Origin of the sequence: Citricoccus sp. I39-566 (assembly GCF_031432995.1) — a bacterium.
GTDB lineage: Bacteria > Actinomycetota > Actinomycetes > Actinomycetales > Micrococcaceae > Citricoccus > Citricoccus nitrophenolicus_A.
In genome coordinates this window covers 3,128,146-3,147,989 of the sequence record NZ_CP133842.1, presented here as the reverse complement: position 1 = coordinate 3,147,989, position 19,844 = coordinate 3,128,146, and the positions used below count along the sequence as shown (strand labels likewise).

25 protein-coding genes are annotated in these 19,844 nt (G+C 71.7%); 24 read left to right on the top strand and 1 reads right to left on the bottom strand.

The window, feature by feature from the left end; translation table 11 throughout:
- The first annotated feature begins 20 nt into the window (after positions 1–20).
- From RE421_RS14350 to RE421_RS14235, 24 genes are all read left to right on the top strand, one after another.
- A complete protein-coding gene (locus tag RE421_RS14350; protein WP_309811434.1) occupies positions 21–401 on the top strand; it encodes a flagellar export chaperone FliS in 381 nt (126 codons plus the stop codon).
- Entirely contained in the window at positions 398–757 is a 360-nt protein-coding gene (locus RE421_RS14345) for a hypothetical protein (protein WP_309811431.1), read from the top strand. Before RE421_RS14350 ends, RE421_RS14345 begins: the two co-directional genes overlap by 4 nt.
- A 338-nt stretch (positions 758–1,095) precedes the next feature.
- A complete protein-coding gene (locus tag RE421_RS14340) occupies positions 1,096–1,431 on the top strand; it encodes a flagellar basal body protein (protein ID WP_309811429.1) in 336 nt (111 codons plus the stop codon).
- Positions 1,431–1,826, top strand: a complete 396-nt coding sequence (locus tag RE421_RS14335; protein ID WP_309811426.1) for a flagellar basal body rod C-terminal domain-containing protein — start codon at positions 1,431–1,433, stop codon at positions 1,824–1,826. The genes RE421_RS14340 and RE421_RS14335 overlap by 1 nt, the downstream gene beginning before the upstream one ends.
- A gap of 41 nt (positions 1,827–1,867) precedes the next feature.
- A complete protein-coding gene (locus RE421_RS14330; RefSeq protein ID WP_309811423.1) occupies positions 1,868–2,206 on the top strand; it encodes a flagellar hook-basal body complex protein FliE in 339 nt (112 codons plus the stop codon).
- 4 nt (positions 2,207–2,210) lie between these two features.
- Positions 2,211–3,878: a flagellar basal-body MS-ring/collar protein FliF gene (fliF, locus tag RE421_RS14325; protein WP_309811420.1), complete on the top strand. Its 1,668-nt coding sequence runs from the start codon at positions 2,211–2,213 to the stop codon at positions 3,876–3,878.
- On the top strand, positions 3,875–4,894 hold the full coding sequence (fliG, locus tag RE421_RS14320) for a flagellar motor switch protein FliG (protein WP_309811418.1): 1,020 nt from the start codon (positions 3,875–3,877) through the stop codon (positions 4,892–4,894). Before fliF ends, fliG begins: the two co-directional genes overlap by 4 nt.
- The gene (locus tag RE421_RS14315) at positions 4,887–5,585 is read left to right on the top strand and encodes a FliH/SctL family protein (protein ID WP_309811415.1); all 699 of its coding nucleotides are present in this window, start codon (positions 4,887–4,889) and stop codon (positions 5,583–5,585) included. The genes fliG and RE421_RS14315 overlap by 8 nt, the downstream gene beginning before the upstream one ends.
- A complete protein-coding gene (locus RE421_RS14310; protein ID WP_309811412.1) occupies positions 5,582–6,982 on the top strand; it encodes a FliI/YscN family ATPase in 1,401 nt (466 codons plus the stop codon). Before RE421_RS14315 ends, RE421_RS14310 begins: the two co-directional genes overlap by 4 nt.
- On the top strand, positions 6,982–7,416 hold the full coding sequence (locus tag RE421_RS14305) for a flagellar FliJ family protein (RefSeq protein ID WP_309811409.1): 435 nt from the start codon (positions 6,982–6,984) through the stop codon (positions 7,414–7,416). The genes RE421_RS14310 and RE421_RS14305 overlap by 1 nt, the downstream gene beginning before the upstream one ends.
- Positions 7,416–8,186 carry a C40 family peptidase gene (locus tag RE421_RS14300; protein WP_309811406.1) on the top strand — a complete coding sequence of 257 codons (771 nt, stop codon included), beginning with the start codon at positions 7,416–7,418 and terminating at the stop codon, positions 8,184–8,186. Before RE421_RS14305 ends, RE421_RS14300 begins: the two co-directional genes overlap by 1 nt.
- An 11-nt stretch (positions 8,187–8,197) precedes the next feature.
- Positions 8,198–9,523 carry a flagellar hook-length control protein FliK gene (locus RE421_RS14295; protein WP_396134517.1) on the top strand — a complete coding sequence of 442 codons (1,326 nt, stop codon included), beginning with the start codon at positions 8,198–8,200 and terminating at the stop codon, positions 9,521–9,523.
- A 73-nt stretch (positions 9,524–9,596) separates the two neighbouring features.
- Positions 9,597–10,058, top strand: a complete 462-nt coding sequence (locus tag RE421_RS14290; RefSeq protein WP_309811403.1) for a flagellar hook capping FlgD N-terminal domain-containing protein — start codon at positions 9,597–9,599, stop codon at positions 10,056–10,058.
- Between the two features lie 67 nt (positions 10,059–10,125).
- On the top strand, positions 10,126–11,304 hold the full coding sequence (locus tag RE421_RS14285) for a flagellar hook protein FlgE (RefSeq protein WP_309811401.1): 1,179 nt from the start codon (positions 10,126–10,128) through the stop codon (positions 11,302–11,304).
- An 86-nt stretch (positions 11,305–11,390) separates the two neighbouring features.
- Positions 11,391–11,657 carry a flagellar FlbD family protein gene (locus RE421_RS14280; RefSeq protein ID WP_309811398.1) on the top strand — a complete coding sequence of 89 codons (267 nt, stop codon included), beginning with the start codon at positions 11,391–11,393 and terminating at the stop codon, positions 11,655–11,657.
- Between the two features lie 3 nt (positions 11,658–11,660).
- Complete coding sequence (locus RE421_RS14275) at positions 11,661–12,530, top strand: MotA/TolQ/ExbB proton channel family protein (RefSeq protein WP_309811394.1); 870 nt, start codon at positions 11,661–11,663, stop codon at positions 12,528–12,530.
- Positions 12,531–13,358, top strand: coding sequence for a flagellar motor protein MotB (locus RE421_RS14270; RefSeq protein WP_309811390.1), 828 nt, complete (start codon positions 12,531–12,533; stop codon positions 13,356–13,358). It begins immediately after the preceding gene.
- Positions 13,359–13,428: 70 nt separating this feature from the next.
- Complete coding sequence (locus RE421_RS14265) at positions 13,429–14,376, top strand: flagellar motor switch protein FliM (RefSeq protein WP_309811387.1); 948 nt, start codon at positions 13,429–13,431, stop codon at positions 14,374–14,376.
- Entirely contained in the window at positions 14,373–15,095 is a 723-nt protein-coding gene (locus RE421_RS14260; RefSeq protein ID WP_309811384.1) for a FliM/FliN family flagellar motor switch protein, read from the top strand. Before RE421_RS14265 ends, RE421_RS14260 begins: the two co-directional genes overlap by 4 nt.
- A gap of 1 nt (position 15,096) precedes the next feature.
- Positions 15,097–15,543, top strand: coding sequence for a flagellar biosynthetic protein FliO (locus RE421_RS14255; RefSeq protein ID WP_309811379.1), 447 nt, complete (start codon positions 15,097–15,099; stop codon positions 15,541–15,543).
- On the top strand, positions 15,540–16,385 hold the full coding sequence (fliP, locus tag RE421_RS14250) for a flagellar type III secretion system pore protein FliP (protein WP_309811377.1): 846 nt from the start codon (positions 15,540–15,542) through the stop codon (positions 16,383–16,385). Before RE421_RS14255 ends, fliP begins: the two co-directional genes overlap by 4 nt.
- A gap of 1 nt (position 16,386) precedes the next feature.
- Positions 16,387–16,659 (top strand): flagellar biosynthesis protein FliQ, encoded by a 273-nt coding sequence (gene fliQ / locus RE421_RS14245; RefSeq protein WP_309811374.1) that lies wholly within the window; start codon positions 16,387–16,389, stop codon positions 16,657–16,659.
- Between the two features lie 12 nt (positions 16,660–16,671).
- Positions 16,672–17,433, top strand: a complete 762-nt coding sequence (locus tag RE421_RS14240; protein WP_309811371.1) for a flagellar biosynthetic protein FliR — start codon at positions 16,672–16,674, stop codon at positions 17,431–17,433.
- A 40-nt stretch (positions 17,434–17,473) separates the two neighbouring features.
- Complete coding sequence (locus RE421_RS14235) at positions 17,474–18,580, top strand: EscU/YscU/HrcU family type III secretion system export apparatus switch protein (protein WP_309811368.1); 1,107 nt, start codon at positions 17,474–17,476, stop codon at positions 18,578–18,580.
- A gap of 77 nt (positions 18,581–18,657) precedes the next feature.
- Here RE421_RS14235 and RE421_RS14230 read toward each other — a convergent pair whose 3' ends face one another.
- Positions 18,658–19,653 (bottom strand): hypothetical protein, encoded by a 996-nt coding sequence (locus RE421_RS14230; protein WP_309811366.1) that lies wholly within the window; start codon positions 19,651–19,653, stop codon positions 18,658–18,660.
- Positions 19,654–19,844 lie beyond the last annotated feature (191 nt).

Below are 19,844 nucleotides of genomic sequence, written 5' to 3'. Positions count from 1 at the left end.
CTCACCCCCAGGAGCACACCATGTTGGGCACCACCCAGCGCAATCCCATCGAGGAGATGCGCCGCCGCGAGCTGATGACCGCCACCCCGGCCCAGCTCACCGTGAAGCTGTTCCAGCGCCTCATCCTGGACCTGCACCGTGCTGCCACGGACCTGCAGCAGGGCCAGGCCGGCACGGCCAGCGGCCACCTGATCCACGCGCAGTCGATCCTCTCCGAGCTGGACGGCACCCTGGACGTCAACGCCTGGGCCGGCGCCGCGGACCTCAAGTCGCTCTATGCCTTCTGCCTGCAGACCATCGCCTCCGCCAATCAGAACTCGGACGCCCAGGCCGCCCTGCGCGCCATCGAGCTGCTGACCCCCGTGGCCGAGGCCTTCGAGCAGGCGGCCAAGACCGCATGAGCCTGACCATGCCCTTTCGCGGGGGCTCGACTGCCCTCACCGCGGCCAACGCCGCCCACGAGTCCGTCCTGGCGGACCTCGCCTGGGAGACCCTCGCCAATGATCTGGAGGACTGGCTCGACTCCAAGGACCGGACGGAGTTCCCCGCGGCACTCGAAGCACGCCCCGCCGGCACGCCGCCCGAGCACCTGCAGCGCCGCATGGCGAATCTGACCACTCGGCTCTCGGTGGCCCTGCGGGAGATGCGCACCGAGCAGGACGGCATCGCCCAATCCCTCAAGGCGACCGCCCAGGCCCAGCGCATGACCAGCGCGAACCGCGGCGCCACCGCCGCCTACCTCGACACCGGAGCCTGACAGCGCCACCGTACCGGGCCGGCGTCGTTCCCCGGCCTCTGATGGCCATTGGCTTCCTGGACCGTCCTCACCAGCTGGGTTGAGATCACGCTTGCGGTCGAGAATCGCCGGTACAGCCACCTGCAAGCGTGCTCGTAACGAAGAGGATTCCGCGCCCCGGACAAAACGCGCACCCACCCCGCACCTCCCCGCATAGGAACCTCCGAGGCGACCGGAACAGAACCGGCCGCCCGCGTCCGCCGTTCTGCGCATGTCTTCCTCCCGAAGGAGAGACACGCAGAACAACGAGTGCACTCACGGGCCCGCACCCCCACACGGGCCCAGGGGAAGGGGAACGGATGTCCGTCACGGTCAACGCGCTGGAATCGGCGCTGGACGGTCTGGCCGCGCGCCAGCGTGCCATCGCCAACAACCTGGCCAACGTCAACACGCCGCAGTTCCAGGCCACCAAGGTCCAGTTCGAGGACCAGCTGGCCGCCTCGATCGCCGCCGGCGACGGCCGCGCCGCCCCCACCCGGCAGGCCTCCCTCGAGCCCACCCGCCTCAACGGCAACAACGTCAACGCGGACACCGAGGTGCTCTCCAACGAGGCCACGGTGCTCAGCTACCAGTTCGCCTCCCAGGCCATCAAGTCCAAGCTCTCCGGCGTCTCCACGGCCGCGAGGACCTCCTGATGCCGGCCTTCGACGCGATCGGGATCGCGGGGACCTCCATGTCCGCCAACCGCCGGTGGATCGACGCCACGGCGGACAACCTGGCCAACATCAACACCGTGACCAACGCGGACGGGGACGCCTTCCAGGCCCGCTACCTCGAGGTGGCCCCGGCCGCCGGGAACCAGGGCGTGCAGGTCACCTCCGTGCAGTACGGGGACGCCGAGGGTCAGCTCTCCTACGAGCCCGACCACCCTGAGGCCAACGAGGAGGGCTACGTCCGCCGCCCGGACATCGACATGGGCGTGGAGATGGGCAACCTCATCATGGCCCAACGCTCCTATTCCCTCGCCGCCCAAGTGGTGGACAAGGCCAAGACGGTCTACCAGGCCGGTATCGAGATCGGACGCAACTGATGCCCATCGACTCCATCGGAGCTATCGCGAGCATGCCAGCCATGCCCTCCCTTCCGAGCATGCCCGCCGTGAACCCCACGAGCCCGACGACGGCCGCGCTCCCGGGTGCCCCGGCCACCGATGCGGTGGCCGGTATCACCGGCACCGCCGAGGCCGGCGGCGCCGACTTCGGCTCGGCCCTCGCGGGCCAGGTCGATTCCCTGCAGGCCCTGCAGGGCGAGCGGGACACCCTGAACCTGCAGGCCGTCACGGGCGACCTCGAGGACATTCACCAGGCCACCATCGCCGCCGCCGAGGCCTCCGCGACCATGGACCTCATGGTCGCGCTGCGCAACAGCGGGCTGCAGGCGTTCAACGAACTCATGAGAATCCAGGCCTGAGACCATGAGCCTCTCGACCTCGCCCCTGCCCTCGGCCCGCCGCTCGGCCTCGTCCGGCGCCGCCGGCTGGTTCCAGAACCTCGGCGCCAAGCTCTCCGAGATGTCCATCGGCCAGCGCATCATCGCCTCGATGCTGGCCGTGGCCCTCGTGGCCGGCGGTGTCTTCGCCGCCACCCAGGCCGCCAAGCCCACCCTGTCCCCGCTGTTCACCGGGCTGTCCTCCTCGGACGCGGCCGCCGTGGTGGACCAGCTGAAGTCCGCCGGCGTGGAGTACGAGCTCCAGGACGGCGGCACCACCATCCTGGTGGCGGACGACGCCGTCTACGACCAGCGCCTCTCCGCCGCCGCGGCCGGCCTGCCCTCGGGCGGCGGCACGGGCTACAACCTGCTGGACGAGGTGGGCATCACCTCCTCCGAGTTTCAGCAGGACACCACCTACAAGCGTGCCCTGGAGGGTGAGCTCGCCGCCACCATCGGCCAGATGGACGGCGTGGAGCAGGCCTCCGTGAAGCTCGCGATGCCGGAGGAGACCGTGTTCGCCTCCGAGCAGGGCACCCCCACCGCCTCCGTGTTCGTCGCCAGCCCGCGCGGGGACCTGTCCAACCAGCAGGTCCAGGCCATCGTGCACCTGGCCAGCGCCTCGGTGGAGGGCATGGACCCCACCGACGTGGCCGTCGTCGACTCCACGGGCAAGGTCCTCTCCGCCGTGGGCGAGGGCCCGCTGGACACCGCCGGGGGAGAGGACGAGCGCTCCGCCGCCGTCACCGCCAACGTGCAGAAGGTCCTGGACAACCTCGTGGGCCCGGGCAACTCCACCGTGGCCGCCACGGTGGCCACCACCCGCTCCACCTCCGAGACCGTCTCCGAGGAGTTCACCACCCCGGAGGGCGGCGTGCAGGCGCTCACCGAGCAGACCTCCACCGAGGACTACACCGGCGCCGGCACCCCCGCCGGGACGGGCGTGCTCGGCCCGGACAACGTGGCCAACACGGGCGCCGGCGCCACCGGCAAGGGCAACTTCACCTCCGGCGCCGAATCCCGCACCAACGCGGTGGACAAGACCACCACCTCCACCACGACGCCGGCCGGTGACGTCGAGCGCCAGACGGTCGCCGTGGCCGTGGACTCGGCCGCCGCGGGCGGCCTGACGGACGCCCAGGTGACCGAGCTGGTCTCCACCGCCGCCGGACTGGACCCCGAGCGCGGGGACCTCGTGACCGTGGAGATCATCCCCTTCTCCACCGCCGGCGCCGCCGAGGCCGCCCAGGCCCTGGCCGACGCGGAGGCCGCGGAGGCCGCCGCCGCCCAGGACCGGCTGGTGCGGGACATCATCCTCTACGGGATCGCCGCCGCCGTCCTGCTGGTCGGGTTCGTGGTGTGGATGATCCTGCGCCGCCGCCGGACCGTGGAGACCCTCGAGGACCTCGGCGAGACCGCCCCGGCCCCGGCCATGCTGGACCGCTCCACCGGACCGGACACCGGCCAGATGCCCGTGATCGCCACCGAGCCGCCCACTCAGGCCCTGTCCTCGGTCCTCCCGGTGGCGAAGCCGCTGGAGCCGCTGCCGGACGGGCCGAGCGCCTCCCAGAAGGTCCACCACGCGGCCCAGACCGACCCGGCCAAGACCGCCGAGATGATGCGCGCCCTGATGGAAGCGAAGGAGATGGCATGAAACCGGACCTCAAGCTGAACGGCGTGCAGAAGGTCGCCGTGCTCCTGATGGACCTGGAGCCGGAGGTGGCCTCCCAGGTGATGTCCCACTTCAACGAGGACGAGGCCCAGGAGATCTCCGCCGAGATCATGCGCATGAAGAGCGCGGACCCGGACACCGTGGACGCCGTGATGGCGGAGATGGCCGTGATCGTCGAGTCCGGGCGCACCCCGGCCCGCGGCGGCGCCCACCTGGCCCGCCGGCTCATCTCCGGGGCCTTCGGCGAGGACAAGGCCGGGGACGTGATGGAGCGTGCCGCCGGGGTGCTGGCCGGCAAGGCCTTCGAGTTCCTGGAGACCATGGACGCCACCCAGATCCTGGCCCTCATCCACGAGGAGACCCCGCAGATCCAGGCCGTGGTGCTGTCCAACCTGGACCCCCGCACCGCCTCGGCCGTGCTCTCCGGCCTCGACGAGCCGGTCCGCAACGGCGTGGCCTTCCGCATCGCCACCATGGGCACCCCGAGCACCGAGGCCGTCCGCGTCACGGCGGAGATCCTCAAGTCCCGGGTGTCCTCCGTGGCCACCGCCCGCGAGCAGGCGGCGATCGGCGGCGTGCAGTCCCTCGTGGAGATCGTCAACCGCGCTGACTCCGCCACCGAGCGCGGCGTGCTGGAGTACATGTCCGCCACCGACCCCGAGCTGGGGGAGGAGGTCCGGAACCTCATGTTCACCTTCGCCGACCTCATCAAGCTGGACGACGTCTCCCTGCAGCTCGTGCTGCGCTCGCTCAAGATGGACGTGCTGGCCCGGGCCCTGCGCGGCGCCAACCCGGCGCTGGAGCAGAAGATCCGCCAGAACATGTCCTCGCGCAACGCGGTGGCCCTGAACGAGGAGGCCGCGGCCGTGTCCAAGCTGCGCGCCTCCGAGGTGGAGGAGGCCCGTGGCGAGGTGGTCCGCGAGGTCCGCAACCTCGAGGCCTCCGGGGACCTGAACCTCTCCAAGCAGCAGCAGCAGGACGAGGACGAGTATGTCTGAGCAACTCGCCGAGCGCAGCTCTGTCCTGAATGCCGCGCCGAACTCCGAGCCGAACGCCGGCCTCAGCACCGACCTGAATGCTGCCGTGCGCTCCCTGCGGATCTCCGAGTACCACGCCGCCCCCGTGGAGGTCGTGTCCTCGCCCGTGGTGGACGCCGCCGTGATCGAGGGCCGCTCCCGCGGCTACGTGGACGGGCTCAAGGCCGCCCAGGAACACGCCGACGCCCTCGAGGACAGCCGGCGCACCGAGCACGAGCGGCTGATGCGCAGCACCCAGGAGCGCACCGAGCAGACCCTGGCCTCGCTCGGCCACGCCGCCGCGCAGCTGACCGCCTCCATGGAGCACGCCCTGGACCGCGCCGAGGAGACCGTCTTCGAGATCGCCTGCCACGTGGCCGAGGTCATCCTCGGCGCCGAGCTCTCGGTCGCCTCGGTGGCCGCCCGCGCCGCCATCCACCGGGCGCTCACGGCCTCCACACCGTCCCCCGTGCACACCATCCGCCTGCACCCCGAGGCCGAGCGGGCCGCGACCGCCGCCGCCGAGCTGCCGGCCGGCGTCGTGCTCCAGGCCGATCCCACCCTGCCGCCCGGCGGAGCCGTGGCCGTCTACCGCGACGGCTGGCTCGAGGCCGGCGTGGAGGACGCCCTGGGGCGCGTGCGCGCCTACGCCGCCGAGGAGAACCCGCGATGAGCACCACCGTCTCACCCGAGGACCTCGCCGCCTGCCTGGACCGGCACGTCGAGTCGATCCGCCGGCTGGCCGCGCCCGTGGCCCACGGCACCGTGGTCTCCTCGCAAGGACTGCAGGCCACCATCGGCGGGCTCGCCGTGGCCGTCGGTGACGTGGTGACCGTGGGCACCGGAACGGGCGCGGTGGAGGCCGAGGTGATCGCCGTGCACCGCACCGAGGCCACCGTGATGCCCCTGGCGGACGGCTGGGCGCCGGCCGCCGGCACCCCCGTGCTGCGCGCCCACCGGGGCGGGCAGGTGCCCGTGGGGGACGGACTGATCGGCCGGGTGGTGGACGCCCTGGGCCGGCCCCTCGACGGCAAGGGGCCGATCACCGGCGTGGAGTTCGCCGGCGTGCACCGGTCCGCGCCGAACGCCCTGGAGCGGGACCCCGTCAACACCCAGCTGGGCACCGGCGTGCGCGCCGTGGACACCTTCACCGCCCTCGGCCGCGGCCAGCGCATCGGCCTGTTCGCCGGCTCCGGGGTGGGCAAGTCCTCCCTGCTGTCCATGATCGCGCGCGGCACGGACGCCGAGATCTCCGTCATCGCCCTGGTGGGTGAGCGCGGCCGCGAGGTCCGCGGCTTCCTCGAGGACGACCTCGGCCCCGAGGGGCTGGCCCGCTCCGTGGTGGTGGTCGCCACCGGCGACGAGCCGGCCATGATGCGCCGCAAGGCCGCCTTCACCGCCACCCGGATCGCCGAGCACTTCCGGGACGCCGGCCGCCACGCCGTGCTGATGATGGACTCCCTGACCCGCGTGGCCATGGCCCAGCGGGAGATCGGCCTTTCCGCCGGCGAGCCCCCGGCCACGCGCGGCTACCCGCCCTCCACCTTCTCCCTGCTGGCGCAGCTGCTCGAGCGCGCCGGCACGGACCGCGGCGGCTCCGTCACCGGCATCTACACCGTGCTCGTGGACGGGGACGACCACAACGACCCCGTGGCCGACTCCGCCCGCTCCATCCTGGACGGCCACCTCGTGCTCGAACGCTCCCTGGCCGTGGCCGGGCACTACCCCTCGATCGACGTGCTGGCCTCCATCTCCCGCGTGGCCTCGGCCGTGACTCCGGGAGCGGACAAGGCGAACCTCACGGCCGTGCGCCGGGCGATGGCCGAGCGGCGGGACGTGCAGGACCTCGTGGACGTGGGCGCCTACGTGCCCGGAACCCGGCCGCTGGCCGACGCCGCCCTGGCCCACCGCGGCGAGATCGACGGCTTCCTGCGCCAGGACATGGACGACTCCACCCCGCTGGCGGAGGCGTGGGGCCGGCTGGGCCGGCTCGCCGGACTGCTGGGCGGCGGAGCGGCCGGCGCTCCCGGTTCCACCGGGGCCTCCGGTCCTGACGGGCGGGCCGCCTGATGGCGGGGTTCAAGCTCGCCAGCCTGCTCAAGGTCCGCCGCATCCAGGAGGACCAGGCCGCCGCCCAGCTCACGCAGGCCCGCCACTCAGCGCGCGGCGTGCAGCGCCGGGCCGCCGACGAGCGGGAGCTGCTCGAGGATCTCGGCGGTCAGGCCGCGCTCGCGGCCGCCGGGATCGCGCGGGCCTCGGCCGCCCGCCAGCTGGCGGAGATCCGCGCCGCCCAGCAGGTGGCCGACGGCGAGGTGGAGGCCGCCGAGAAGGCCCTGATGCTCGCGCGGCAGTCCCGGCGCAGCGTCGAGCTGCTCAAGGAACGCCACGACGCGAGCCTGCGCGCCCTGGAGGCCAAGGCCGAGCAGCACGCGCTCGACGAGCTCGCCTCCACCCAGCACGCCCAGAAGACCCGCACGACGCACCGCACCGAGGGGGAGTCCTGATGCCCATCGCCGCCATCGAGGCCCGCATGGCCCAGATCGAGTCGAACCTCTCTGCCCTGGCCCCGCAGTCCCGCACGCCCCTGGCCTCCGGTCTGACCGGCACGGCGGGCACCGGCGGCATCATCGGTTCCAGCACCGGCGCCCTCCCGGGCAGCGCCGCCGAGCAAGCCGCCCAGGACCAGTTCGCCGCCCAGCTGCGCCAGGCCCTCGGGGGAGCGGCCGCTTCCACCGCGACCGGTGCCGCGGCCGCCGGGACCGGTGCGGCCGGCGTCGGGACCGCCGCAGGCGCTTCCGGAGCCTCCGCCGCCACCTCAGCCTCCTCAGCCTCCGGAGGCACCGCCTCCGGCAACGCGATCGTGGAGACCGCCAAGAAGTACCTCGGCACCCCCTATGTGTGGGGCGGCAACTCCCCGTCCCAGGGCTTCGACTGCTCGGGTCTGGTCAAGTACGTCATGAACGAGCTCGGCGTGGACATGCCGCGTGTGGCCCGCGACCAGGCGAAGGTCGGCACCGAGATCGGCTCCCTGGCCGAGGCCCAGCCCGGCGACCTGCTGGGCATGCGCAACGGAAAGCACATCGCCATCTACCTCGGGGACCACAAGATCCTGCACGCGCCCCAGCCCGGCGAGGACGTGTCCATCCGCTCGCTGTTCTCCTGGGATGACATCGACACGATCCGCCGCGTGGTCCCCGCCGGCGGCTCCGGCGCGGCCTCCAACGCCGGCTCCACGCGCGCCGCCTTCGAGCAGCTGGCAGGAACCTCCTCATGATCGGATCGCCTGTGAGTTCCATGATTCCCGGCCCGACGCCGGACCCGTCCCGTTCCCCGGCCGGCTCCGGTCCCGCTGGCAGCGTCTCCCGCGGACCGAGCTTCGCCGATCACCTGCGGGACGCCTCGACCCCCACGCCGGCGCGTCCTGCCCATGGCTCCGCGTCCGGCGGTGCCGCCTCCGCCGGGGCTGCCGATCCCGCTCCCGCCGACGCGGCGACCGGCCCGGAGCCGTCCTCCGTGCTGCCGGAGGGCTTCACCCCGGTGCGTGAGGGGCGGGAGTTCACCCGGCCGATCTCCTTCGACGCGGTGGTCGGCACCGAGCCGCCGGCCGACCCCACCGGATCCGCGGAGTCCCCGGCGGCGGCCAATCTCCAGGGCCCCGAGCATCCCGCCGTCCAGGCCACGATCATCACCGGGGCCGGGAACCCCGCCAGCACGGTCTTCAACCCGGGGAAGAACCCGGCCCACGCGGGGCAGGGACCGTCAGCATCGGCGGTGGTGTCCGGGACTCCCGGCGTGCAGACGGTGCCCAGTGCCGCTACCGGTTCCGGATCAGGGTCCGCTGCCGCGGCCACCGCCGGCCCGTTCTCCGCCACGGGCCGAACAGCCGGAGACCCGGCCGCCCCCTCCACTGCCCCTGTCGCTGCCTCTGGGACCGCCTCCGCCACGGCCTCCTCCACTCCGGCGTCCCAACAGTCGAGCTCGGCCGGCGCAACGACGGGCAGCCAGAGCTCGGCGACGGCCCCGGCCGCCCCGATCACCGCCGCCGCAGTGACCCCCGCGGCTGGGACGGCGGCGACGGCGTCCGCGCCGACCCCCTCGGCCGAGTCCGCGGCCCCCGCCCCGGCGGTGCGCGCCTGGACCGTCCAGCAGCTCTCCACCCCCGTGGTGCAGGTCGCCGGCCGGGCCGTCGCCCTGCCGGACGGCACCCACCTGGCCACCGTGAGGATCAGCCCCGAGGCCCTCGGCCCGGTGACCCTCGAGGCCACCAGCCGGGACGGCGCCATCCGCCTGGAGATCACCGCCGCCACCGAAGCCGGCCGGGAGAACCTGCGCGTGGTGCTCACCGAGCTGCGCCGGGAACTGGCCGCCGCCCAGCCCGGCGCCACCCTGGACCTGTCCTCGGGCGGCAAGGACGCCGCGCCGAACGGCACCGGCTCCTCCCCGGGCGGCCGCCCGGGTGAGGGGAAGGACGGGGAGGGGGCCGGCGTCGGGCATTCGGGAACCGGGACCGACGGACCTGGCGCCGAGACCCCCGCGACCGGCACCGAGCGCCAGCCCGGCGGCGGCGACCGGGACGGGAACGGGACAGGCGGGCTCGATGTGTACGCCTGACCTGAATCCCGGCGCATAGGGACCACGAGTACACCTGAGCACCGAACAGCACACCGACGCGAAGGAGCCACGGATGCCAGACGCCATCGCCCCGGCAGCCACCGGCGCACCGACCACCAGCCTGGATGCCGCGCGCCAGCAGGCCACCACGGCCACCGGCCCCAAACAGGAGCTGGACGGCGAGGTGTTCCTCAAGCTGCTCGTCACCCAGCTGCAGAACCAGGATCCGTCCTCGCCCATGGACACCAACCAGATGGTGTCCCAGGCCGCGCAGCTGTCCATGACCGAGACCATGAACGGGATCGCCGAGACCCTGGCGTCCCAGACGGCCGCGAGCTCCATGTCCACGGCCGCCGCGCTGATCGGTCAGGACGTGGAATGGCTGGACCCCGAGACCCTGGAGCAGGCCTCCGGCACCGTGACCGGCGCCTTGTTCCAGGGTGGCGAGACCCGGCTGGAGATCGCCGGCTCGGACACCACCGTGACCCTGGCGCAGATCACCGCGCTCGCGGCCCGTGCCACCGACGACGACTGACCCACCCACTTCTCCCCGCCCGCAGGACCACGCAGGACCCCGCAGCACACCACCAGGAAGGCAGACCATGCTTCGTTCACTGAACACCGGCGTCTCCGGCATGAGCGCCCACCAGCAGATGCTGGACGTCACCGCCAACAACATCGCCAACGTCAACACCACCGGGTTCAAGGCCGCCACGGTCACGTTCCAGGACACCCTGTCCCAGATGACCCAGAACGCCGGCGCTCCCGGCACCGGCCTCGGCGGCACCAACCCCGCCCAGGTGGGCCTCGGCGTGCGCACCGCCGCCATCACCACGGACCACGGCATCGGCGCCATGATGTCCACCGGCAAGGCCACCGACCTGATGATCGGCGGCGAGGGCTACTTCGTGGTCTCCAAGGGCGGCGAGCAGCTGTTCACCCGCGCCGGCTCCTTCAACCTGGACGCCTCCGGCAACCTCGTCACCCCGGACGGCGCCCAGCTCAACGGCTGGACCGCGGACGCCGCCGGGAACATCCGGGCCGGCGCCGGCGCCCAGCCGCTGACCATCGACGCCATGGCCACCGCCCCGGCCCGCGCCACCACCTCCGCGCAGCTCGGCGGCAACCTGCCGGACGACGCCGAGGTGGGAGACGAGCTGGTGCGCGAGGTGACCGTCTACGACGCCACTGGCAACCCGCGTCAGCTGTCCCTGACCTTCACCCGCACCGCCGGCGGCTGGGGCGTGGCGGGCACGGACGGCGCCGGGGCCACCGGCACCGGGTCCGTGGCCTTCACCAACGGCACCCAGGGCGGCGCCGCCAACGTCATGAACGTCGGCGGCATCACCGTGGACCTGGCCTCCCTGACCGGCTACGCCACAATGCAGACCGCCACGTTCACGGGCCAGGACGGGGCCGCAGCGGGCACCATCGTGGGCTTCTCGATCGCCCAGGACGGCACCATCAACGGGACCTTCTCCAACGGGGACATGCGCGCCGTGGGCCAGGTGGCCATCGCCTCCTTCGACAACCCGGCCGGCCTGGAGAAGGTGGGCTCCTCCGCCTTCCGCGCCACCGTCAACTCCGGTGTGCCGACCCTCGGCGCCCCGGGCGACGACGGCTTCGGCCCGCTGGCCGCCGGCACCCTGGAGGGCTCCAACACGGACCTGTCCAAGGAGTTCACCAACCTGATCATGGCCCAGCGCGGCTTCCAGGCCTCCGCCCGGATCGTGACCACCTCGGACGAGGTCCTCTCCGAGCTGACCAACCTGAAGCGCTGACCCAGCTGAAGGACTGATCTGCTGAGGCGAAAAATCGGCAGCCTGCTGACCGATAACCACTGCGGAACACTGCGGAAGGAGTGACCATGATCCTGTTGACCACCCTGCGGGGAGACCGCTTCGGCCTGAACCCCGACCTCGTGGAGGAGATCCGTGCCAACGGCACCAACTGCGTGGTCACCATGATCACCGGCCGGTCCTTCACCGCCGCCGAGGACGTGGACACCGTGCACCACATCCTCAACGAGCACCGGGTGGAGGTCCTGCGGCAGGCCTCCACCCCCGCCGACGCCGCTGACACCGCCGGTCGGCACCCCGACTACCTGACGCCCGTCCCCAGCAAGGAGCAGTAAGCCGTGGACCCCTTGATGATCATCGGCATCATCGCCGCCTTCGCCTCCCTTTTCATCATGGTGATCCTGGAGGGCGGGACCATCTCGTCCCTGTTCATCCTCGCCCCGATGATCATCGTGTTCGGCGGCACCATCGCCGTCTCGCTGATGGGCACCACCCTGGGCGACCTGAAGAACGTCGGCAAGATCTTCGGCTGGGCCTTCCGGGGCAGGCTGCGGTCCCCGCAGGACGTGATCGACGAGGTCTCGGCCCTCTCCGCCAAGGCCCGCGGCGGCTCCCTGCTAGAACTCGAGGCCGAGGCCGAGAAGACCGAGGACCCGCTGATCCGCACGGCCATCACCGGCCTGGCGGACGGCCTGGACTCGGACGCCCTCGCCGACCTGCTGGAGGCCCAGAAGGGCACCCGGCAGAACGAGGTCATGACGGTCTCCAACTGGTTCTCCCAGATGGGCGGGTACGCGCCGACCATCGGGATCGTAGGCACCGTGGCCTCCCTGATCCACGTCATGGAGAACCTCGCGGAGCCGGAGAACATCGGGCACATGATCGCCGCGGCCTTCGTGGCCACGCTGTGGGGCCTGCTCACCGCCAACTTCTTCTGGCATCCCATCGCCACCCGCATCCGCCGGCTGTGCGAGCTCGAGCAGGCGAACATGGAGGTGATCGTGGAGGGCGCCCTGTCCATCCAGGCCGGGGTGAACTCCACCGCCCTCACGGACCGGCTGCACTCCCTGATCCCGGACTACCGACTCGGCGCCTCCGGCAAGGGCAAGGGCACGGCGGAGAACGACGGCGGAGGCTCGGCTTCCAGCTCCACGCACCTCGGGACCGGGGCCACCTCCGGCAAGGGCAGAAAGTCCAAGGCGGCCTAGGTGTCCCGCCGACGCAAGGGGAAGGGATCGCCCCACGCCCCCGAGATGGACGAACGCTGGGCCGTGTCCTACCTGGACATGATGACCGTGCTGTTCCTGACCTTCGTGGTGCTGTTCTCCATGTCCTCGATCGACGCGGGCAAGTACGAGCAGCTCAAGAACTCCCTGGCCAAGGGGTTCGGTCAGGAGGAGACCGAGCTGGACGACCGGGTGGCCGGGATCGAGGCCATGCAGGACGGGCCGGACCCCGACGAGCAGAACCCGGCCTCGGCCGAGGAACCCGGGGTGCCGCAGACCGCGGTGGAGAAGCTGGAGGACATCCAGGCCGGCGTGCAGGCCAACCTCACGCGCTCCGGCCAGGAGTCCACCGTGGAGTTCACCCACGTCAACGGCGCCCTGGTGATCCGCATCCTCTCCGGCGAAACCATGTTCGACCCGGACGACGCAAGCCTGTCCGACTCGGCCACCACGCTGCTGGCCGGGATCACCCCCGTGATCGAGTCCGAGGGCGGGACCGTGGCCGTGGAGGGCCATGCCGACTACCGCCAGCCGCTGAACTACGAGTCCAACTGGGAGCTCTCAGCCGACCGCGCCGTCCAGGTGGTCCGGCACATGGTGGACGCCCAGGGCTTCCCCCCGGAGCTGGCCTCGGCCACCGGGTTCGGCTCCACCCGCCCGATCGAGGGGCAGCGGGACATGCTGGACCGCAACCGGCGCGTGGACATCGTGGTGCAGACGCAGGATGACCCCGGAGCCGACGCGGAAGCTGACGCCGGAGCCGACGAGGGCGCCGCCGGGGATGTTGCCGAAGAGGTCGACGAAACCTGACGGCCGGTCGTCCGCCTCGGGCATAGGGATCTGCGAGAACAGGCAGCATCCCGCCTGAGAGGAGGAACCGATGGGTCTAGAGGACCTCACCACGGACGACATCATCGATCCGTTGACCGGGCAGTCCATCATGTCCGGGGAGATCGCGTCGTCCGCGCACTACCTCCCCTATGACTTCCAGCGTCCCACCACGCTGGCCCGTGAGCACTCGCGCATCCTCGACGTGGCCTGTGACACCTTCGCGCGCCAGTGGTCCTCCCAGATGACCACCCGGCTGCGCACCAAGACCTCGGTGACCCCGGTGCTGGCCGTGCTGGCCACCTATGACACGTACACCGCCTCGCTGCCGGCTACCACCTGCATGATGCTCCTGCACTTCGCCGGGATCGAGACCCGCGGCGTGCTGCAGATGCCCGTGGAGACCGCGGCCGACTGGGTGTCCCGCATGCTCGGCTCGGACGGGGAGTCCCTGCCCGCCAACCGCGACCTCACCGGGACCGAGATCGGCGTGCTGCGGCGCACCCTGTCCGGCGTCATGGAGGACCTGGCCTACTCGTTCACCGGCGTGCTGGACGCTGCCCCCGTGCCGGAGCTGGGCGTGCACTACAACCCCGGCTTCGCCCAGGCCGCCGCCCCCACGGACCTGATGATCGTGGCCGCCTTCGTGGTCACCACCGGATCCGGGGCGCCCGAGAGCTTCACGCTGGCCCTGCCCGCGGACGTCATCCTGCCCCGGCTGGGCTCCTCCAACCCGGTGGACACCGAGCAGGACGCCCCGCGCCTGGCGATGGAGCAGCTCACCGCGACCCCCGTGGAGGTCCGGCTGGAGACGAACCCCCTGCCGATCAACTCCATGGACCTGCTCAAGCTCTCCGTGGGGGACATCCTGCCCCTGACCCACACCTCGAACCGCCCCTTCAACCTCACCGTGGACGGCCAGACACTGGCCACCGCCGTGGACGTGGTGGACGGATCCCGCAAGTACATGAAGATCGTTGAAACGGAGTTGGACCAGTGACCGAATCGAATGCCGCCCTGCCGCGCATGGACACCGTCACCAAGATCGTGTCCGCCACCGCGGCCGCCCTGCCACTGGCCGGCCGGATCGACACCCGCGCCGTGTCCGCCACGGACCAGCTGCCGGCCACCGGCCAGCCGCTGGTCTTCCGCTCCGTCGGCTGGCCCGGCTCCGTGGTGGTCGGGCTGACCGCCGCCGCCCGGCTGCCCGACCTCGTGGCCGATGACCCGGGCTCGGCCCTGAAGCCCGCCATCGACTCCGGGCTCTCCACCGCCGGCGCCGTGGGGCCCTCCTCCGTGGAGCCCGCCCTGGCCGGGACCAACCCCTTCGGCGCCTCGCTGGGCGAGTCCGCCCCGCAGCTGTTCATCGTCACCGTGGACGGGGTCGACGCCCTCGTCCTGGCCGTGCGGGAGGGGGCCTCCTACGAGCGCCCGTCCCGCAACACCGCCGTGGACGAGGACTTCCTGCGCAACGTGCACCGCATCCGCGGCGTGGACATGGAGCTCTCCGTGGTGATCGGCCGCACCACCCTGACCGTGGCCGAGTTGCTGCGCATCAAGCCCGGCCAGGTGCTCGAGCTGGACCGCGCCGCCGGGGCGCCGGCCGACGTGCTCGTCAACGGCCGCCACCTGGCCTCCGGCGAGGTCGTGGTGCAGGACCTGGACTTCGCCGTGAAGATCACCGCCATCCGGGACGAGAACGCCGAGGTCCTGGGCTGATATGGGATTCGGCCAGATTCTGCAGGTCGTGCTGTCCCTGGGCATCGTCGCCCTGGCGCTCTACCTCTCCACCCGCCTCGCCCGACGCCGCTTCGGCGCCGGGAGCGAGGCCGCGCTCCGCGTGGTCTCGCGCCAGGCGGTGTCCCGGACGCAGAACCTGGTCGTGGTGGAGGCCAACGGGCACCGCCACCTCGTCGCCTTCACCGAGGGCGGCGCCCACACCGTCGAGACGTGGGAGGCCCCGGAGCCGGAGGCCGTCCCCGCCGCTGCCTCGGCCGTCTCCGCACGCGCCACCACCTCACGCACCGGTCAGGCCGCGCACCGCGAACCGGCCCCGGGCCACCTGGCCGCCGGTGGCTTCGCCGCCAGGCTCGCGGCCCTGACCGCCGGTACCCAGTGGTCCGGACTGGGCCGTACGTCCTCGGGGTCCGGGGGCCCCCGGCCGTGAACCCCGCCGTCTCCCGGGCGCCTCGGGCGCCCGTCTTCCGCGTGCGCCGAGCGGCCGTGGCGCTGGCCGCGGTGCTGCTGGCCGTCGTCGTGCTCTGGTGGCTGAGCGTGGCCGGCGCGGCACCCGCCGTCGCCGACACGCTGGACCCGGCGCCGGACGGTGCTGACAACGGGCTGAGCATCGAGATCAACGGCCCCGACGGCACCCCGTCCTCCTCCGTGCTGACCCTGCTGGGCCTCGGCGTGCTCATGGTGGCCCCGTCCCTGGTGCTGATGTGCACGTCCTTCACCAAGGTGTTCGTGGTGCTGGCCATGACCCGCAACGCGCTGGGCCTGAACACCACCCCGCCCACCCAGGTGCTCGCCGGGATCGCGCTGATCCTGACCATCTTCATCATGCAGCCGGTGATCTCCGAGATCATCGAGGTGGCCATCACCCCCTACGCGGACGGCGAGATCGTCTTCACCGAGGCCGTGGAGGCGGCCCAGGCGCCGCTGCGCGAGTGGATGCTGCCGCTCACGCGCGAGGAGGACATCGCCCTGATGACCCGGTCCGCGGGACTGGAGAACCCGGCCACGCCCGCGGACACCCCCCTGACCACGCTGATCCCGGCCTTCGTCATCTCGGAGCTGCGGGCGGCGTTCATCATCGGCTTCGTCATCTTCGTGCCGTTCCTCATCATCGACCTCGTGGTCTCCTCCGCCCTGATGTCCATGGGCATGATGATGCTCCCGCCGGTCATGGTGTCCCTGCCCTTCAAGATCCTGCTGTTCGTCCTGGTGGACGGCTGGGGCCTGATCATCAGCTCCCTCGTGGGCACCTACAACGGGGCGGGGGGCTGAGATGGACCAGAACGCCGTGGTGGACCTCGGGGTGCAGGCCCTGCTGATGGCCGCCAAGCTCTCCGCGCCGGTGCTGATCACCGCGCTCGCCGTGGGCCTGCTCATCGGTCTGCTGCAGTCGGCCACCCAGGTGCAGGAGATCACCCTGTCCTTCGTGCCCAAGGCGATCGCCGTGGCCGCGGTGCTGGCGGTGTCCGGGTACTGGATGATCCAGGAGATGGTCACGTTCACGCAGTGGGCCTTCGACCAGATCCCGAACCTCATCAACGGTTAGCCGGGGCCTGACATGGACGTCACCGTCGACATGGCGTGGCTGCAGGCCTACCTGCTGGTGCTGCTGCGGATCACCCTGTTCATCGCCATCGCCCCGCCGTTCTCCAACGCCTCCTTCCCCTGGCGCGTCAAGGGGCTGGTGGCGTTCGGCCTCGCCGTGCCCTTCTCCTCCCGGGTGGAGGTCCCCGACGGCGGCCTGGGCACCGGGGCGCTGCTGGCCGCCGGGACCGCGGAGGCGGCCACCGGTGCGGTGCTGGGCGTGCTGGTGATGGTGGCCTTCGGCGCCGTGGCCTCGGCCGGCTCCCTGATCGACCTCGCCTCCGGCTTCCAGATGGCCACCGTGTACGACCCGGGTTCCATGGTCAACGGGGCCCAGTTCACCCGCCTGTTCCAGAACGGGGCGATCGCCCTGATGCTGGCCGGCGGGCTGCACATCCCCCTGTTCATGGGCCTGGGCACCTCCTTCGACGCCATCGCGCTGGGGACCCTGCCGGAGATGTCCTCGGCCGCCGCCGCGGTGGCCGCGGCGTTCACGGGGATGTTCGCCGCCGCCGCCCAGATCGCGGCGCCGCTGATCGCGATCCTGTTCCTGGCCGACGTCGGGCTCGGGTTGCTCACGCGCGTGGCGCCCACGCTGAACGCCTTCTCGCTGGGCTTCCCGCTGAAGATCCTCGTGACCCTGGCCTTCGGCGGCCTGGTGTTCGCCGCGCTGCCGGCGGCCCTGGACCAGCTCAACGACTCCGCCCTGGACCTGATCCGGCGGGTCTCGGGATGAGGGGTCGTCTGGGGCGGCGGACCGGAACGGGGGTGGGCGCATGAGCTCCGAGGCGGGTGAGCGCACCGAGCAGGCCTCCGAGCGGCAGATGCGGGATGTGCGCAAGAAGGGCAAGCTCGGCCGCTCCGCGGACGTGTCCGCGTGGGTGGTGGTGGCCGCCGTGGCGGTGATGATCCCGATGACGCTGGTCTCCGCGCAGGCGGCGGCCACGGACGCGCTGTTCCAGGTGGGGCGGGCCGCCCGCTCGGGAGACCCGCAGGTGGCCCTGCAGGTGCTGGCCCAGGCCGGCGGGGCGCTGGGCGGGGTGCTGCTGCCGCTGCTGGCCGTGGCCATGCTCGCCGCCGTGGCCACCCCGTTCTTCCAGGGTCCCGTGACGTTCCGGTCCATGGCCCCGAAGTTCGACCACTTCAACCCCGTCTCCGCCGCGAAGAAGATCCTCGGCCCGCAGGCGTGGTGGAACGCGGCCAAGGCGCTGGTGAAGTCCGCGGCCGTGGGCGTGCTGATGTACTGGGTGATCCAGGCCGTGGCCACGAGCCTGATGGGAGCCGGGCTTCTGCCCTTGGAGGCGGTCACCGGGATCGTGACGGGCTCGGCGCTGCAGCTGCTGTGGTTCTCCGTGCTCGCGGGGCTGGTGATGGCCGCGGCGGACGTGATGGTGGTGGCCAGGCGCAACCGCAAGCAGACCCGCGTGACCAAGGACGAGGCCAAGCGCGAGCACAAGAGCTCCGAGGGCGACCCGCTGGTGAAGTCGCAGCGGCGCTCGCGGCAGCTGTCCATGTCCCGCAACCGGATGATCTCGGACGTCTCCAGCGCGGACGCCGTGGTGGTCAACCCCGTGCACGTGGCCGTGGCGCTGCGCTACAAGGCCGGGGACGCCGCCCCCGTGGTGGTGGCTGCCGGCAAGGGCGAGGTGGCCGCGCGCATCCGCGAACGGGCGGCCGAGGCCCAGGTGCCGCTCGTGAAGAACATCGACCTGGCGTGGATGATGCACGACCACTGCCGCGTCGGCGCCCCCGTTCCCGCCGAGCTGTACGGCGCCGTGGCGATGGTCATCGCGTTCACCCTGAAGCTGGACGCCAAGCTGGTGCGCCGCCGCTCCGGGCGCATCCACGAGCTGAACGACATCCGCCTCCCCGAATTCAACTGAGTCCCACGGATTGGCCCCTGATTCAGGGTTCCAGCGCCACTTCGTGGGACCTGGCTGGAGGGTGTTGTTGGAGGAGCTCAGGTGCCGACGGTGAAGGGCATCCACGAGGACTGCCTCTGTTGGCGCTCGACGGCCGTGGTCAGCCGGTAGCCGAAGGCCTGCCACCCCTGGCGCGTGAAGACCTCGGAATCGACCCGGAGGGGTTCCCAGCCACGCGCCCGGATCTGTTCGTCCCGATGCATATCGGACCTGTACTGCTTCTCGAGCGTGAAGTGGTGCTTGCCCTCGTACTGGAGGGCGATCCTCCACCTCAGCAGGGCCAGGTCGATATCGCACTCCCATCCGTCGGCAAAGCGGATCCGCGGGTTGGTCGCGGGCTCGTCCCAGCCGCCGTCGACCATCTTCAATCTGAGCCGTGACTCCGGCTCGGAATCGACCCGCTCACGGAGCAAGTCCACGGCGAGGCGCAGATTCCTGATGCCTGGCGAGCCCTTGCGCCGGCCCAGGACCTCGAGAACGGAGTCCTTGATGGCCAGGGGGTTGGTCCCGATGAACGTCTGCGGCCGGGGGAATCCGTCGTCGCGCTGCAGGAGGGAGTCTCCAGCCGCGACCAGCTCGTCTACGGTCAGCCGTTGCGAGGCCAGGTCGACCCAGGTCCATTCCGGCGAAGTGATGCGGAACCCGCCGATGTCCCGCACATCACGGACACCGGCGCGGATGAAATGTCCCACCGTCTCTCGGTATCGGGGGATCCCGGCCTTGCCCCGGACGCGGGACAAGTGGATCTGTGTGGTCTGCATCCGCGCCGGCAGCCACATCCCCCACGTCTCTGCGGCGGTCTGGTGGCTGATGACGAGAGACGGGTCCTGCCGGGAGAGCGTCCGCGCATACTCAGAGTTGCTGAAACGGGTCGCGTCCTCATCCTTGTTCGGGTCAGCCGTTGGAGTGGTGCGCAGCCGGTGAAACGGAATCTCCAGCCCGGACCGGTAGAGGCGGTGGCGCGAGAGACCGAGCTTGCGGCCCTCGTTCAGGGTGAAGATCTCCGGGGTGGGTTGCGCGTCGAATGGGCTCATACTCCCATTGACGGACAAGGCGACCGATCGCCGGGGGTGGGACGTGACCCGCCGTGGACTGATCCGGGACCGTGGTCGGCTGTGCAGTACTGGGCCGGGGACCGGAGGCCGGACACTGCCTCGCACCTGGCACCTCGCACCTGGCACCTCGCACCTCGTACGTCGACTCCCGGCGATCACGCTCGGTGCCG

Excerpts from the sequence above, each read along its gene's own strand:
- RE421_RS14300 (WP_309811406.1), top strand. The coding sequence starts at position 7,416 with ATGCCCATCGCCGCCATCGAGGCCCGCATGGCCCAGATCGAGTCGAAC.
- RE421_RS14345 (WP_309811431.1), top strand. The coding sequence starts at position 398 with ATGAGCCTGACCATGCCCTTTCGCGGGGGCTCGACTGCCCTCACCGCG.
- RE421_RS14235 (WP_309811368.1), top strand. The coding sequence starts at position 17,474 with ATGAGCTCCGAGGCGGGTGAGCGCACCGAGCAGGCCTCCGAGCGGCAG.
- RE421_RS14280 (WP_309811398.1), top strand. The coding sequence starts at position 11,391 with ATGATCCTGTTGACCACCCTGCGGGGAGACCGCTTCGGCCTGAACCCC.
- RE421_RS14290 (WP_309811403.1), top strand. The coding sequence starts at position 9,597 with ATGCCAGACGCCATCGCCCCGGCAGCCACCGGCGCACCGACCACCAGC.
- RE421_RS14315 (WP_309811415.1), top strand. The coding sequence starts at position 4,887 with ATGTCTGAGCAACTCGCCGAGCGCAGCTCTGTCCTGAATGCCGCGCCG.
- fliQ (WP_309811374.1), top strand. The coding sequence starts at position 16,387 with ATGGACCAGAACGCCGTGGTGGACCTCGGGGTGCAGGCCCTGCTGATG.
- RE421_RS14265 (WP_309811387.1), top strand. The coding sequence starts at position 13,429 with ATGGGTCTAGAGGACCTCACCACGGACGACATCATCGATCCGTTGACC.
- RE421_RS14310 (WP_309811412.1), top strand. The coding sequence starts at position 5,582 with ATGAGCACCACCGTCTCACCCGAGGACCTCGCCGCCTGCCTGGACCGG.
- RE421_RS14305 (WP_309811409.1), top strand. The coding sequence starts at position 6,982 with ATGGCGGGGTTCAAGCTCGCCAGCCTGCTCAAGGTCCGCCGCATCCAG.
- RE421_RS14255 (WP_309811379.1), top strand. The coding sequence starts at position 15,097 with ATGGGATTCGGCCAGATTCTGCAGGTCGTGCTGTCCCTGGGCATCGTC.
- fliG (WP_309811418.1), top strand. The coding sequence starts at position 3,875 with ATGAAACCGGACCTCAAGCTGAACGGCGTGCAGAAGGTCGCCGTGCTC.
- RE421_RS14240 (WP_309811371.1), top strand. The coding sequence starts at position 16,672 with ATGGACGTCACCGTCGACATGGCGTGGCTGCAGGCCTACCTGCTGGTG.
- RE421_RS14340 (WP_309811429.1), top strand. The coding sequence starts at position 1,096 with ATGTCCGTCACGGTCAACGCGCTGGAATCGGCGCTGGACGGTCTGGCC.
- fliF (WP_309811420.1), top strand. The coding sequence starts at position 2,211 with ATGAGCCTCTCGACCTCGCCCCTGCCCTCGGCCCGCCGCTCGGCCTCG.
- RE421_RS14230 (WP_309811366.1), bottom strand. The coding sequence starts at position 19,653 with ATGAGCCCATTCGACGCGCAACCCACCCCGGAGATCTTCACCCTGAAC.
- RE421_RS14285 (WP_309811401.1), top strand. The coding sequence starts at position 10,126 with ATGCTTCGTTCACTGAACACCGGCGTCTCCGGCATGAGCGCCCACCAG.
- RE421_RS14330 (WP_309811423.1), top strand. The coding sequence starts at position 1,868 with ATGCCCTCCCTTCCGAGCATGCCCGCCGTGAACCCCACGAGCCCGACG.
- RE421_RS14335 (WP_309811426.1), top strand. The coding sequence starts at position 1,431 with ATGCCGGCCTTCGACGCGATCGGGATCGCGGGGACCTCCATGTCCGCC.
- RE421_RS14350 (WP_309811434.1), top strand. The coding sequence starts at position 21 with ATGTTGGGCACCACCCAGCGCAATCCCATCGAGGAGATGCGCCGCCGC.